At 76.0% G+C, this 13,515-nt stretch carries 15 protein-coding genes; 3 read left to right on the forward strand and 12 right to left on the reverse strand.

Annotated elements, in window-relative coordinates:
- The first annotated feature begins 120 nt into the window (after window positions 1-120).
- On the forward strand, window positions 121-912 hold the full coding sequence (locus tag ACZ7LK_RS15630) for a carbonic anhydrase (RefSeq protein WP_471141082.1): 792 nt from the start codon (window positions 121-123) through the stop codon (window positions 910-912).
- Window positions 913-980: 68 nt separating this feature from the next.
- Here the strand turns inward: ACZ7LK_RS15630 and ACZ7LK_RS15635 are convergent, their stop codons facing one another.
- The 4 genes from ACZ7LK_RS15635 to ACZ7LK_RS15650 are packed head-to-tail and all read right to left on the reverse strand — an operon-like array spanning window position 981 to window position 4,107.
- Window positions 981-1,607, reverse strand: a complete 627-nt coding sequence (locus ACZ7LK_RS15635) for an alpha-ketoglutarate-dependent dioxygenase AlkB family protein (RefSeq protein WP_392273589.1) — start codon at window positions 1,605-1,607, stop codon at window positions 981-983.
- Between the two features lie 33 nt (window positions 1,608-1,640).
- Complete coding sequence (locus tag ACZ7LK_RS15640; RefSeq protein ID WP_471141086.1) at window positions 1,641-2,402, reverse strand: polysaccharide deacetylase family protein; 762 nt, start codon at window positions 2,400-2,402, stop codon at window positions 1,641-1,643.
- Window positions 2,396-3,274, reverse strand: coding sequence for a DMT family transporter (locus ACZ7LK_RS15645; RefSeq protein ID WP_392273587.1), 879 nt, complete (start codon window positions 3,272-3,274; stop codon window positions 2,396-2,398). The genes ACZ7LK_RS15640 and ACZ7LK_RS15645 overlap by 7 nt, the downstream gene beginning before the upstream one ends.
- A 5-nt stretch (window positions 3,275-3,279) precedes the next feature.
- The gene (locus ACZ7LK_RS15650; RefSeq protein WP_469463365.1) at window positions 3,280-4,107 is read right to left on the reverse strand and encodes an SDR family NAD(P)-dependent oxidoreductase; all 828 of its coding nucleotides are present in this window, start codon (window positions 4,105-4,107) and stop codon (window positions 3,280-3,282) included.
- A 181-nt stretch (window positions 4,108-4,288) separates the two neighbouring features.
- Between ACZ7LK_RS15650 and ACZ7LK_RS15655 the strand changes: the two genes are divergently transcribed.
- Entirely contained in the window at window positions 4,289-5,515 is a 1,227-nt protein-coding gene (locus tag ACZ7LK_RS15655; RefSeq protein ID WP_471141091.1) for an MGDG synthase family glycosyltransferase, read from the forward strand.
- A gap of 6 nt (window positions 5,516-5,521) precedes the next feature.
- Here ACZ7LK_RS15655 and ACZ7LK_RS15660 read toward each other — a convergent pair whose 3' ends face one another.
- The 8 genes from ACZ7LK_RS15660 to ACZ7LK_RS15695 form a co-directional block, all read right to left on the reverse strand.
- Window positions 5,522-6,373, reverse strand: a complete 852-nt coding sequence (locus tag ACZ7LK_RS15660; RefSeq protein ID WP_392273584.1) for an arylamine N-acetyltransferase family protein — start codon at window positions 6,371-6,373, stop codon at window positions 5,522-5,524.
- A gap of 255 nt (window positions 6,374-6,628) precedes the next feature.
- A complete protein-coding gene (locus ACZ7LK_RS15665; RefSeq protein WP_471141094.1) occupies window positions 6,629-7,429 on the reverse strand; it encodes a VOC family protein in 801 nt (266 codons plus the stop codon).
- Entirely contained in the window at window positions 7,423-8,451 is a 1,029-nt protein-coding gene (locus ACZ7LK_RS15670; protein WP_471141097.1) for a serine hydrolase domain-containing protein, read from the reverse strand. Before ACZ7LK_RS15670 ends, ACZ7LK_RS15665 begins: the two co-directional genes overlap by 7 nt.
- Window positions 8,448-9,377: a DUF6895 family protein gene (locus ACZ7LK_RS15675; protein WP_469463360.1), complete on the reverse strand. Its 930-nt coding sequence runs from the start codon at window positions 9,375-9,377 to the stop codon at window positions 8,448-8,450. Before ACZ7LK_RS15675 ends, ACZ7LK_RS15670 begins: the two co-directional genes overlap by 4 nt.
- Entirely contained in the window at window positions 9,374-10,336 is a 963-nt protein-coding gene (locus ACZ7LK_RS15680; RefSeq protein ID WP_471141101.1) for a DUF6895 family protein, read from the reverse strand. Before ACZ7LK_RS15680 ends, ACZ7LK_RS15675 begins: the two co-directional genes overlap by 4 nt.
- The gene (locus tag ACZ7LK_RS15685; protein WP_471141104.1) at window positions 10,333-11,058 is read right to left on the reverse strand and encodes a hypothetical protein; all 726 of its coding nucleotides are present in this window, start codon (window positions 11,056-11,058) and stop codon (window positions 10,333-10,335) included. The genes ACZ7LK_RS15680 and ACZ7LK_RS15685 overlap by 4 nt, the downstream gene beginning before the upstream one ends.
- A 12-nt stretch (window positions 11,059-11,070) precedes the next feature.
- Entirely contained in the window at window positions 11,071-11,259 is a 189-nt protein-coding gene (locus tag ACZ7LK_RS15690; protein ID WP_469463357.1) for a hypothetical protein, read from the reverse strand.
- Between the two features lie 184 nt (window positions 11,260-11,443).
- A complete protein-coding gene (locus ACZ7LK_RS15695; protein WP_392273577.1) occupies window positions 11,444-11,632 on the reverse strand; it encodes a hypothetical protein in 189 nt (62 codons plus the stop codon).
- 288 nt (window positions 11,633-11,920) lie between these two features.
- Here ACZ7LK_RS15695 and ACZ7LK_RS15700 point away from each other — a divergent pair, with 288 nt between their 5' ends.
- Entirely contained in the window at window positions 11,921-13,507 is a 1,587-nt protein-coding gene (locus ACZ7LK_RS15700; RefSeq protein WP_471141108.1) for a hypothetical protein, read from the forward strand.
- Window positions 13,508-13,515: the final 8 nt, after the last annotated feature.

Below are 13,515 nucleotides of genomic sequence, written 5' to 3' on the forward strand. Positions count from 1 at the left end.
ACGGCCACTGCGGCGTGCGTGCAAAGCCGATCCATGGGTGGGCCATAGGGGGACCATGAACGCACCAACAGAGATCAAACCCGATCAGGTGCGGAAGCGGCCAGGCGTACGGTGCGCGGCGTGACGACTCGTTCCGGCGCCGGTCCGGCAGCCCCCTCGGTCCCGCTCTCCCTCCCCTCCCCGCGCGGCCGGCGGGCCCTGCTGCGGGCGGCGCTCGGCGGTACCGCCGTCCTGGGCGCCGGGCTCGTCCCGGCCCCGGCGGCGGCCGCGGCAGCACCGGCACCCCCGGCACCCGGGCCGGCGGTCATGACGGCCCGCGGCGGCCCGCGCCCCACGACCCCGGCGGAGGCGCTGCGCGAGCTGGCCCGCGGCAACCGGCGCTGGCGGTCGCGGCACCAGACCCACCCGGACGAGAGCGCGGCGGCCCGGGTGGCGGCCGTCTCCGGCCAGCACCCGTTCGCGCTGGTCCTGGGCTGCATCGACTCCCGGGTGCCGCCGGAGCTGGTGTTCGACCAGGGCCTGGGGGACCTGATGACGGTCCGCTCGGCGGGCGAGGTGCTGGACGAGGCGGTGCTGGGGAGCATCGCGTACGGCGTCCTGGAGCTGGCGATACCGCTGGTCGTGGTGCTGGGCCACCAGTCGTGCGGGGCCGTGGCCGCCGCGGTGCGCGCGGAGGAGACCGGCGAGCGGCCGCCCGCCCACATCGACTACATCGCCGAGCGGATACGGCCCGCGATCGACCACACGCACACGGGCGCGGCCCGGATCGACGCGACGATCACGGCGAACGTCCGCCGTGTGCGCGGTCTGCTGGCCGCCGAACCGGACCTCGCCGGCCGGGTGGCGACGGGCCGGCTCGCGATCGTCGGCGCCCGGTACGAGCTGAGCAGCCAGCGGGTGCACCGGCTCTAGGGGGTGTCCGCAAAGTCTCGCCTGGCCCGCGGTGTCTCGCCCGGGCCCCACCGGGCCCGGGCGGCCCGTCAGCGGACGCCCCGGGGCCGGAACTGGACGCTGATCCGGGGTCCGACGCCCTTGGCCGTCTTGGGGATCGCGTGCTCCCAGGTGCGCTGGCACGATCCGCCCATCACGATCAGGTCGCCGTGCCCGAGCGGCACCCGCCTGGACGGGCCGCCGCGCACGGGCCGCAGGGCCAGGTCCCGGGGCTCGCCGACCGACAGGATGGCGACCATGGTGTCCTGCCGTCCGCCGCGCCCGATCCGGTCGCCGTGCCAGGCGACGCTGTCCCGGCCGTCGCGGTAGTAGCAGAGGCCCGCCGTGGTGAACGGCTCCCCCAGCTCGGCGCCGTAATGGGCGGACAGCGCGGCGCGGGCCTCGTCGAGCACGGGGTGCGGCAGGGCGTCCCGCTCGCCGTAGAAGGCCAGCAGGCGCGGTACGGCGACCTCGTGGTCGTACATCGTGCGGCGCTCGGCCCGCCACGGAACGCCCTCGGCGAGCTCCTCGAAGAGGGCGTCCGCCCCGTGCAGCCACGCGGGCAGCAGGTCGATCCAGGCCCCGTCGCCGAGCACGGTGCGCCGGACCGGGTCCAGCGGCCCGAGGCGGATCTCGTCGGTCTGGTCGAAGAGCGATCCCTGGAGGTGTGCTGCCATGACCCCAGCGTACGAGTAAATCGAATGTATGAGCTATTCGATCAGCCCGTGGTCGTCGAGCCGTCCCACCCGGAGGCCCCGCCCCCGGCACTCGGCCACCAGCCCGGGCAGCGCGCCCAGCGCCGCCCGCCACGCCCCCGGCGCGCTCACCATGTCCGAGTCGTGCAGCAGCACCGTCCCGCCGCCGCGCAGCGTCCTGGTGACCTCGGCGTGCACGCTGTACGCCGTCGCCGAAGCGGTCCAGTCCCGCCCCCACGCCGACCAGAGCACCGTGCGCAACCCGGCCGACCGGGCGGCGGCCCACCGGCCGCCGGTGAGGATGCCGTAGGGAGGCCGGTACCACAGCGGCCACCGCCCGGCGGCGCCGGCGACCAGCTCCGCCGCCCGCGCCACCTCACGGGCGTCGAGCCGGGGGCGGGGGCGCCAGGGCCGGTCGTGCCGCCAGCCGTGCACGGCCAGCTCGTGTCCCTCCGCCGCGATCAGCCGCCCGAGTCCGGGGTGGTCGGCGAGCCGGCTCCCGAGCACGAAGAAGGTGGCCCGCACGTCCAGGTCGTCCAGGGCGCGGAGGAACCGGGGGGTGGTGTCGGGGTCCGGGCCGTCGTCGAACGTCAGCGCCACGTGGGAGGGGTCCCCGCGCCCGTCCAGGCCCGGCCACAGCACGGCGCGGGCGCCGGGCAGCCAGGTCGCGGCGGGCCCGACGTGCCAGGCGGCCACCGCGCCCGCCGCCACCGCGCCCACCGCGCCCGCCGCTCCCGCCGCTCCCGCGAGGGCCGCCACCGGCCGGGCGCTCACCACCGCTCCCCCGGGTGCTCCGGGTCGTCCGTCACGAGCGGGGACCGGGCGAGCTGGACGCAGCCGGCCACCAGGACCACCAGCGCCAGCACCTCGAACACCACCCGCCAGCCCAGGTGCACCCGCTCCGCGAACAGCGTCACGCCGAGCACCACGCTCAGCAGGGCGTCCCCCAGCGTCAGCGCGGGCTGCGACGCCACCAGGCTGCCCGCCCGAAGGGTCACCTGGAGCAGCAGGAAGCTCGCCAGCCCCACGCCTCCCGCGGCGTACGGCTGCCAGGTGGTCAACACCGCGTCGATCCCGTCCGGCAGCCGCCCCAGCGCGTCCTTGAGCAGCGCGGCCGTGCACGCGAAGCCGGTGGCCGTCGCCGTGCCCAGCACCGCCGCGCGCGGCGCCGGTGACAGCCGGAACGCCACCACGGCCAGGACGGCCACGAACAGCCCCGCGCCCAGAACCGTCCAGGCCCAGTCGGACAGGGGCACCGTGGACCGGCCGCCGGTCGGGTCGGCCATCGCCAGGAACACCGCGAGGCCCAGCGCCATGGCGCCGAACGCCCACCGCGTCCGGGTGTCCGGGCGGCGCCGGAACACCACCCCGCCCACCACCAGCGTGAACATCAGCTCGGTGCTCATCACCGGCTGCACCACCGACAGCGGCCCGGTGGCCAGCGCCAGCGCCTGGAGGATGCCGGACACGGCCAGCAGGGCCGCGCCCCACACCCACACCCGCCGGTGCACCAGCCCGGCCATCCACGAGCCCCGGCGCCCCGACTCCGGCTCCGGCCCGGTGGCGGCCGCGCCCTGCCGCTGGAGCACGGACGCACCCGCGTTGCCGAGGGCGGCCAGCAGCGCCAGGCAGATCGACAGGGCCAGCACCGTACTCAGCCGAACCGCTTGGCCATGGCGCGGAAGAAGCCGGGCACGGCCCCGTGCAGACGGGCGGGCACGGCCAGCCAGCCGGGCACGAACACGTCCTCCCGGCCCCGTACGACCGCCCGCCACACCACCTCGGCCACCCGCTCCGGTGGCACCGGGCGCGGGTGCTCACGGTGGTACGGAACGCCCCGGCGGCTGAAGAACGGGGTGTCCACCGCCCCCGGCAGGACGACCGTCACGCCCACCCGGGTGCCGGCCAGCTCGTAGCGCAGGCTGTCGGCGAAGGCCAGCAGTCCGCCCTTGGTCGCGGCGTACACCGCCTCGTTGCCCACCCCGACCCGGCCCGCCATCGAACCGATCAGGACCACCCGGCCCACCCCCCGCTCCGCCATCCCGGGCAGCACCTGGCGCACCAGGTGCACGACGGAGGTGAGGTTGAGCGCGATCAGCCGGTCGACGGCCTCGGCGGGCATCCGGGTGAACGGCCCCGCCCAGCCGATGCCGGCGGCCGCCACCAGCGCGTCGACGCGGCCCTCCCGCTCCAGCGCCTCGGCGGCCAGCCGCTCCACCCCCGCCCGCTCCGCCAGGTCCGCCGCCAGCGCCCCGCCGCCGGTCCGCCGTGCCACCGCGGCCAGCCGTTCCTCGTCCCGCCCGGCGAGGAGCAGCCGACAGCGGCCGTCGGCGGCGAACCGGTCGGCGACCGCCTCGCCGATGCCGGAGGACGCGCCCGTGACGAGCACGACCGGGCGAGCGGCCGGGCGGGTGCCGTGCCGTGCCCTTCCCGGTCCGGCCGCGTGACGGGGCGGGGCCTCGTGACGGGGCGTAAGGGGCATGGCGGATCCTCCGGACTGTCGTCGACCGTGCCCCTCCAGCCTCCCGCTTACGCGCCGGTTCACCTCCCCGCACCCGCCCGGTGCGCCCGCTGATCCACCCGAACAGTCCGATTCACCCGCTCCGGGCCCTTCCGTGGGGCGGGGACGGAGCAGGATGGGAGCACCGAACGGAGGGCGTCACATGGAGCGGCGATGCCTGGTCCTGAGCGCGAGCATGGGCGCGGGCCACGACGCGGTGGCCGGCGAGCTGGCCCGCAGGCTGCGCGCGGACGGCCACGAGGTCCTCGTGAGGGACGTGCTGACGCTGCTGCCGCCCGGCACGGGGGCGGCGATGCGCGGCTTCTACCGGTTCGTGGTGCGGCGGGTCCCCCCGGTGTACGCGGCGATCCACGCGCTGTTCCTGGCACCCCGGCCGCGTTCCGGACCGGGGCCCGCCCGCCGGGGGCTGGACGTGGCCCCCTTGGCGGCGCTCGCGGAACGGCGGCTGGGCGCGCTCGTGGAGCGGTGGCGGCCCGACGTGATCGTCTCCACCTTCCACCTCGCGGGCCGGATCACCGGGCGGATGCGCGGCCGGGGTGCGCTGCGGGTGCCGTGCGCGGTGTTCGTCACCGACTTCGCGGTGCACCGTGCCTGGCTGGACCCGGGGAACGACCTGTACCTGTGCGTGACCGGGTCCGCGGCGCGGGCGGCCCGGGACGGCACGGGCCGGACCGCGGTCGCCACCGGGCCGGTCGTGCCGCCGGAGTTCCCCGCGGCCGCCGCGGACGGGGCGGACACGGACGGCGCGGAGGGCCGGGAGGGCGGGGAGGGCCGGCCCGTGGTGCTGCTCTCGGGCGGGGCATGGGGCGTGGGTCCGGGGCTGCTGGGGACGGCGAGGGCGCTCGCCCGGAACGGTTTCCGGCCGGTGCTGCTCTGCGGCCGGGACGGCCGGCTGCGGCGGCGGGCCGCGCGGCTGCCCGGCGTGCGGGCGCTGGGCTGGACGGACGACATGCCGGGGCTGATGGCGTCGGCGAGGGTCCTGGTGGACAACGCGGCGGGCCAGACCGCGGTGCAGGCGCTCGCCGCCGGGGTCCCGGTGATCGGCTACCGGCCCATCGCGGGGCACGGGGCGGCGGGGGTCCGGGAGATGGCGGCCGAGGGCCTGACCACGTACGCCCGGGGTCTTCCCGAACTGCTGGCGGCGGCCGGTGCGCTGGCCCGGCCGGGTAACGCGCGGGACCGGCGGACGGCGGCCGCCTCGGCGGTGTTCCGGGCGGACGCCGCCCGCCTGGTCGCGGGCCTGACGGATCCGGCGGACCCGGCGGACCTCATGGACCTGACGGGTCCGGCGGACGTCATGGACCCGCCGGACCCGGCGGACGTCATGGGCCCGGCGGACCCCCCGGACCGCGCCGGTCCCGTGGCATGAGTGCGGTTACGCCGCGGGCGTCGCCCGTGCGGCCAGCCACTCCTCGTGGGCGCGCGTCACCCGCTCCCACAGCGCGGTGCGGTCGTCGGCGTCGAGACCGCTCAGGTCGCGCCCGAAGACGTCGGTGAGGGCCGCGAACCAGTCCCCCGCCGTGTCCAGCGTGCGCTCGGCTCGGCCGACCGCGTCGATGCGGGTCAGGACCCGCCCGCGCAGCAGGTCCACGCCGTGGGCGTCACGGCGCAGGGCGGCGAAGGTGGCCTGGAACGGCGAGTCCGGCGCGGTGGACAGCCGCACGTGCTCGTCGGCGAAGTCCGCCATGGTGGCGGGCCGGGCGGCGAACTCCATCACGGGGAAGGAGCTGCGCGGGTCGTGGTGGAACGTCCAGCCGCCCGGCTCGGTGACCGACGGCTCCAGCCGGTAGGTGAACGGCCCCTGCCGGTACGTGCCGGGGCGCAGCGGCAGCGGTTCGTGCGGGCCGTCGCCGAGCCCGGCGTCGACGAACCAGTCCTCGCCGCCGGCCCGGACCGTCAGCGCCAGGTGGTTGCCGTTCGCGCCGCGCCCGTCGGGCCGCTCGTGCACGCCGCCGACATGGCGGGTGACGTCGTACCCGAGGGCCTCCAGCAGCGCGGCGAAGCCGCCGTTCAGATGGAAGCAGTAACCGCCCTGCCCGGCGGCGAACCGCCGTACGGACAGTTCCGGTTCGATGCCGGGCGGCCGTCCGAGCTGGATGCCGACGTTCTCGTACGGGACGCGCTCCAGGTGCGCCCGCTGCAAGGCCTTCAGGCCCTCGGCGGACGGCGCGCCCGGATCGTCGATGCCCAGCCGGGCCAGGTAACCCTCAAAACCCTTCACGCTCATGACCGTTCACCCTAACGAGCGGGCTCCTCGTGTCCGTTCCGGGGGGTGCGGGCGTCGCTCCCGGTACCCGGGAGGGGGGTGAAGGTGAGGGGCTCGCCCCAGGGCGTTCGCCGCTCCGGAGAGTGAACGACCCCACACGTGAGGGGGGTTGCGGCGTCGGGTGCGCGCGGTCACGTACGCGCGGTCACGTACGCCGTGTCGGGTGCGCCGTGCCGGGAGCGCCGTGCCGGGTGCGCCGTGCCGGGTTGCGCGCGGTCAGGTCGTCGCCGGATCGCCCTTGATGAGGGCGAAGGGCGCGCCGCCCGGGTCCCTGACCATGGCGAGGCGTCCCACCCCGGGGACGTCCACCGGCGGGACCAGGACCGTGGCGCCGTTCCCGGTGGCGGTGGCGACGGTGGCGTCGCAGTCGGTCACCCCGAAGTAGGGGTGCCATGCCGAGCCGGAGCCGGCGGCCGGGTCCTCGTCGGCGAGCGGCATGATGCCGCCCTGGCCCGGGTGGTCGCCCCCGCCTCCGCCGGGTGCGGAGACGACGGAGTAGACGAGCCCGCCGCCCATGTCCCGGTCCTCGTACTCCCAGGAGAACACCGCGCGGTAGAAGTCCTTGGCGGCGGCCGCGTCCGTGGTGTGGAGCTCCGTCCAGCAGAGGGTGGCGGGCTCCATGACCGTGTCCAGGCCCTTGGTGTCGCCCGGCTGCCAGACGGCGAAGCCGGCGCCCGTGGGGTCGGTGAAGGCGGCCATCCGCCCGGCGGTGAAGACGTCCATGGGCGGGACGCGGACCGAACCGCCCGCCCGGCGGACGGCATCGGTGGTGGCGTCGGCGTCACGGGTGTGGAAGTAGGGCGTCCACGCGGGGCTCGCGCCCTCCTCGGTCAGCGGGCCGAGGGCGGCGACGGTGCCGCCGTCGCGCTGGAAGAACCCGTACCCGCCGGCGTCCGGGCCGGCCGACTGGAACGTCCAGCCGAAGACGGCCGCGTAGAACGCCGCGGCGGCGTCCGTGTCCCGGGTGCCGAGGTCGATCCAGTTGGGCGTGCCGGGGACGAAGTCGGTCGTCAGCATGGGGAGTCCTCCGTGGAGCCGAGCAGCGTGTAGGCGGTGGGGACGAGGGTGTCCCGGGCGCGGAACCGGCGGGTGGAGAGGGCGACCAGCGCCGTGTCGCGGTCGGGGCGGAAGCCGAGGAACGCCGTCTGGCCGCTGGTGGCCCCGATGTGGAAGTACATGGTGCCGTCGTCGGCGGGGTGGTGGAACCAGGCGAGCGTGTGGGTGTGCGCGTGGCCCCGGCCGCGGCGCAGCAGCGGGCGCCGCACCTCCCGCAGCGCGGCGGCCGCGGGGGAGCCGCCGGGGTGGAGGTGTGCCTCCAGGAAGGTGAGCAGGTCGTCCGGGGTGGCGCGGACGGCGCCCGCCGCCTGGAAGCCGCCGATGAGCAGGGGCGGTACGGGGGTGGTGCCGTCCGCCCGGTGGCCGGTGGCGTCGGTGCCGGGGCCGGTGGGGCGCAGGGCGGTGTCGTGCAGTCCGAGGGGGCGCAGCACGCGGTCGGTGAGGAGCTGTTCCCAGGGGGTGCCGGTGGCCGCCACGAGGGTCTGGCCGAGGACGGCGACCCCGAAGTTGGAGTAGCGCCAGCGGGTGCCCGGCCGGTGGCGGGGGCGGGCGCGGAGGAAGGCGCGGACGACCCGTTCGGGCGGGTAGTGGGCGTAGGGGTTGGTGGCCCAGCGGGGCAGCGCCTGGGGGTAGAAGTCGGCGGGGAGCGGGGGCAGTCCGGAGGTGTGGGTGATCAGGTGCAGGAGGGTGGCGGGGCGCCGGCCGGGTGGCCGGGCCGGGTCCAGGAGGGCGGCCGCCGGGTCGTTGCCGGACAGGGCGCCCGCGTGGACGAGGTCGGCCAGCAGCAGGCCGGTGAAGGTCTTGGTCGCCGATCCGATCTCGTACCGGAGGTGTTCGCGCGATACGGGCGGCGGTGGCGCGGTGCCGCCGCTGCGGACGGTGCGGTGGCCGTGCCGGGAGAGCGCGAAGACGACGTCGGGGGCGTCGACGGCCCGTACGGCCTCGTCGAGCCGTTCCGCGTCGGTCGTCGGCGTGCCGGTCACGCCGGGGCCTCGGCGGTCAGCCGCTCCAGGGCGCGTGAGGTGGCCAGTACGGACGCGAAGGCGGCGACCAGCGTGGAGTGGTACACGAGGTCGAAGACGTCCTGGGGGTCGCCGGCCGGCATCCCGCCCAGCGGGGGTACGGCCCCGTCGGGCTGCTGGGCGGCGGCGAAGCCCTCCCAGGCGGACGCGTCGAGGGTGGGGCGGGGCAGGCAGGCGTCGACGACGAGCAGTTCGCCGAGCAGGTCCCAGCGTTCGAGGTCGAGCCAGTCGTCCAGCCAGACCGGCAGCCACTGCTGGAGGTGGCCGGCGGTCTCGGGGGGCAGGCGGTCCGGGTCCTCGCCCCAGTCGGTGAGGTGGAAGACGGTGTGGGTGATGTCGTATCCGATGCGGGTGTCGACGGTCCACGGTTCGGGGCGGCGGGCCAGCCATGTGCGGCCGAACGCCTCGTCCTCGGGGAGGCTCGGGGTGAGCCCGAAGCGGCGTTCGAAGGCGCTGAGGCCGAGTCTGCGGACGGGCAGCACCTCCAGCCGCGCCCAGCTTCCGAGCCGGTGGTTGAGCCGGATCGCCCGCTCCAGCTCCGGCTGGCTGTGGCCGAGTTCACGGAAGGGCACGTACGTCTCGAAGGGGATCGGCGAGATCGGTTCGGTGCGCTGGCCGCGCACCAGTGCCTGTCCGCCGTCCAGGACCTCGCGCCAGGCGTGGTCGAGCAGCCGGCGGGCCAGGTCGGCCTGGCGGGAGCCGGCCACTCCTTCGCGGAAGAGAACCTTGCAGATGACGGCGAGTTCGCCGACGGGTTTGAAGCGTTCGAGGTACCCGGTCTCCGGGTCGGCGTCCGGTTCCAGCCGGAATCCGTCGCGGTGGGCGTGGAGCCATTCGAGGGCGCCCACGCCGACCGTGTGGACGAGGCGGGTGCTGGCGGCGGTCATCCCTGCGCTCCTCGGTGGGTCGCTCCGGCGGCCCGGCCGCCGTCGGGGCGGCGGGCGGCGGTGAGGGTCGCGGCGAACGCCGCGACCAGCGTGGAGTGGTAGCAGTTGACGAAGACCGCCGGCACCTCCTCGCCGTGCGGTCCGCGGCCCACCTCGGTGATCTCCCCCGTGGGCCGCTGGGCGCGGGCGAGGGCCCGCCAGGCGTCCTCGGTCGACTCCGGTGCCGGTGGTCCGGGCAGGCTGGCGGCGACGGCGAGCAACTCGCCGCACAGGTCCCAGTGCTGGGTCTCCACGCAGCTGTCGAGCCAGGCGGGGAGCCAGGTGTCCAGGTAGGCGGCGACGTCGGCCGGTACGCCGCGCACGTCGTGGCCCCAGTCGGTGAGGTGGTACACGACGTGGGTGAGGGTGTACCCGGCGGTGCGCTCGAAGGCCCAGGGCTCGGGCAGCGCGCCCAGCCAGGTGCGGCGGAGGGCGGTGCCGGCGGCCTCGTGGGGGGTGATGCCCGTGCGGCGCTCGGAGTTGAGGATGCTCAGGCGGCGGTTGGGCAGCAGTTCCGTCGTCCGCCAGCTACGGGTGCGGACGATGCCGGTCAGGAACTCCTCGTACGCGGGGTGGCGCAGGCCGCCGGAGGTGAACGCGGCGTACACCTCCAGGGGGTAGGTGGCCCACGGTTCGAGCCGTTGCACGTCGAGGAAGAGGGCGCCGTCGCGGGTCTCGCGCCAGGCGTGGCGGAGGAGGTCGGAGGCGGTCTCGTGCAGGACGGTGCCGGGGCGGGTGTGGCGGCGGACGCAGGCGCACATCTGGGCCAGCTCGCCCAGGGGTTTCCAGGAGCCGTTGACGTCGGCGTCCGGCTCCAGGGCGTCGTCCCCCAGCCGAAAACCGGCGCGGTTGTCGGACAGCCAGCCGAGGGCGGCCTCGGCCAGCCGCCGTACGTCGGTGGTCGCCGCCGGTGCCGTCATGGCGCCGCCCGCCCGTCGGCCGGGCGCAGCAGCCGCGCCGCGTGCAGGTGCAGGGCCACGCGCGGGTCGTCGCCGCCCATGAGGCCGACGAACTCCAGCCCGGCGTCCAGGCCGAGGCTCGGGGGGACGTCGTCGAGGACGGACAGCCAGCGGCCGGTGCCGGCGGCCTGGAGCCAGCCGCGGCGCCGGACGGCCCGTACGAAGCCGCGCGCGACGTCGACGGTGCGGCGCCGGGCGACCCGGGCGACGGCGCTGTCGGCGGCCGGGACGGCGAGCGGTGCGAGCAGGGCGAGCTGGTGGCCGAGTGCCTGCCAGGGGAGGTCCTCCAGCCAGGCGGCGCCGGGTTCGGTGCCGTCGGCGTCGGGGGCGCCGCCGGAGGCCAGGGCGGCCGGGGCGCCCAGGTCGCGGAGGGTGCGGGTCATCGCCCAGTGGCTCCAGAGCGACGTCGGTGAGGCGTCGGCGCCGGGAGGGTAGGCGAGCACCGCCTTCTCGCACACCGCCAGGTCGACGGGGGCGGGGGCGGTGCGGTGCAGGACGCTCGGCAGCAGGACGTCCGCCCCGACGACGCGTACGGCCGCGAGGCCGAGGTCGTCGTCCCCGAGCGTGACCGCCGTGGCGGCCGACACCGGGGCGTGGCCCCCGCTCGTGAGAGCGGAGACCACGTGGTGGGCGAGTTCCCGCACCGTGCCCGTCAGGGGGTTGGGGGTGCCGGACTCATCCATTCAGTCGTACCTTCACCCCTTCTTCGGGCGCGGTGCCGGCGGCGCCAACAGCACCTGTCCGGCGCCGGCTTGCAGGGCGAGCGCGGCACATTCGCGAGTGTCGCGGTAGAAGCCCTGGACTTCACCCGGGTTGAGGGCCGCTTCGATGTCGGTGTCCGCAACCTTGGTCCGGTCCTGGAGTTCGTACTCGGTCGACGTCATGCCACCATCCCTTCATGCGGAAAGGAATCTTTGCTTCCACTTCCAGTGGACCCCAGCCGCACGGAGGACGCAAACGGCGAAAGCGCCCTGTTTCGTAGAAGATTCAAAAGCGCCGGGGGGACGGCGTACCCGTACGGGTACGACCCCCGCCCTGGTGGGGACGGGGGTCGTGGCCGGTTGTCGGTCAGCCCTTCTTCGGCCGCGGCGTCGGTGGCGCCAGCAGCACCTGTCCCGCCCCGGCCTGAAGGGCGAGGATCCCGCATTCACGGGTGTCCCGGTAGAAGCCTTCGGCCTCACCCGGGTTGAGGGCCTTCTCGATATCGCTGTCCAGGACCTTGGTACGGCCCTGGAGCTCGCGCTCGGTCGACGACATGTCGCCATCCCTTCATGCGGAAAGGAATGTTTGCTTCCACTTCTAGTGGACCGCAGTTGGGCAAGCGGCGCAAATGGCAAAAATTCAACTTTGAGGTATAGGGCGCGCGTCGGGAACGGAGCGGCGGTCCGGACGCACGGCGGGGCGCCCGGCGTACCCCGTCTGCGCTTCCCGGATGGCGCAATTCGCTGGATTGCCCATTAGATGGTGCAAACCGCGCGCCCCAGTCGGCGCACGACGACCGACACGGTGTGTGCCTCACCGGAGTCCGGCGAACGGAGCCACGCCATGACCACCGACGACCCCACAACTCGCCCCACCGGGGCGGCCCCTGACAGGGCGGGGCCGCCCCACCCGCCCGACCCGCCCGACCGGCCCGACCCGGCCGGCGTGCCCGTCGACGCGACGCACACCGAGGCGCCGCCGTTCGGCACCGTGCACGTCGACGCCGCGCACGCCGAGGCCCTGCGCCTGGCCGCCGCCGCGCCGCCCCCGGCCCCGGCCGCGCCCCCGGCGGCGACGACGTACGCCAACGGCACGTACACCAACGGCGCGTACGCGAACGGCACGTACTCGCGCGCGACGCCCGAGGCCACCCCCGCGTACGGCGTGCCGGCCACGGCGGACCGGGCCCCCGACGACCACGAGGCCACCGGCATCACGCCGGGCGCGGCCGTCCACCGGGAGCCCCCCTACCGCGAGGCGCCCGACCGGCGCCCGCACGCCGAGACGGCCGGGGACGCCGCCGCCACCGGCACCGCGCCCGCCGGCGGGACGCCCGCACCGGCCGTCGCGGCCGTACCGACGCTGGACGGAGCACCGGCCGACGCGGCGCGCCCGGACGCGGCGGCCGGCGACGTGACGGCGTCCCCGGAGGGCCCGTCCACCGACCCGGTGACCGGGGACGCGGTGGACGCCGCCCCCGACGTCCCGCGCGCCGACGCGGACCCCTCGGCGGTCGACACCGCTCTCGTCGACGCCGTCCTCGGCGAGACGTCGGGGGCGGGGACGGACGACGAGGACGGCGACGAGCGCATACGGACTCTCATCTGGACGGCGGCCACCTACCGCCCGCTGGAGGAGGTCGCCGCGCTGGTGACCCAGCTCAAGAACACCAAGGCCGTCGACAGCCCGGCGGACGAGGCGCTGCGCGCGGCCGCGGTGGCCCGCCCGCTGGAAGAGGTCCGGCAGTTGGTCGCGATGCTCAACGAGGCCGGCCACACGCTCGACGACAACGACACGACGTTGCGTGCGGCGGCGGTCGGCAGGCCCATCGAGGACGTCGTCCAGCTCGTGAGCATCCTCGGCACCGGTGACGGCCAGGACCCGCCGGTGATCACGGGAACAGCACCGGCCGTCTCCGGCCCGGTGGTGCCCGAGAACCCCCATGTGCGGCCACCCCGGTCCGTCACGGGCGCGCCGGCGGCGGCGCAGGAGACGAAGGTCCTCGTGCCCGAACCGGCCGGCGGTCCGGCCGAGCCCTCGCCCCGGTCGGGGCTGCGCTGGCCGGCGGCCGCGGCCCTGTTCGCCTGCGGGGTGATCCACCTGCCCACGGACTTCGGCGGGCTGCGGTCCGGCGGGTACGCCGACGCCCTGGCGCTCGTCGTCACCGTGGTCTGCCTGGTGCTCGGCGAGTGGCTGATCGTGCGGGACTCCCCGCGGGTGTGGGGCTTCGCCGCCGCGACGTCCGTCGGTGTGGTGGCCCTGCACGGGATCGCGGGAAGCAGCGGGTTCGCCCTGCTGGAGAGCAGTCTGGGACGCACATGGGCCTTGTCGGGCGCCGCCGCGGTGACGTGCGCGATGCTCACCGCCCTCCTGGCCGGTTCGGCGCTGCTGCGCCGGCAGAGACAGCCCGACGCGGCCGACGGCGTATGACGGGCGAT

This window comes from Streptomyces sp. NPDC039423 (genome assembly GCF_055598725.1).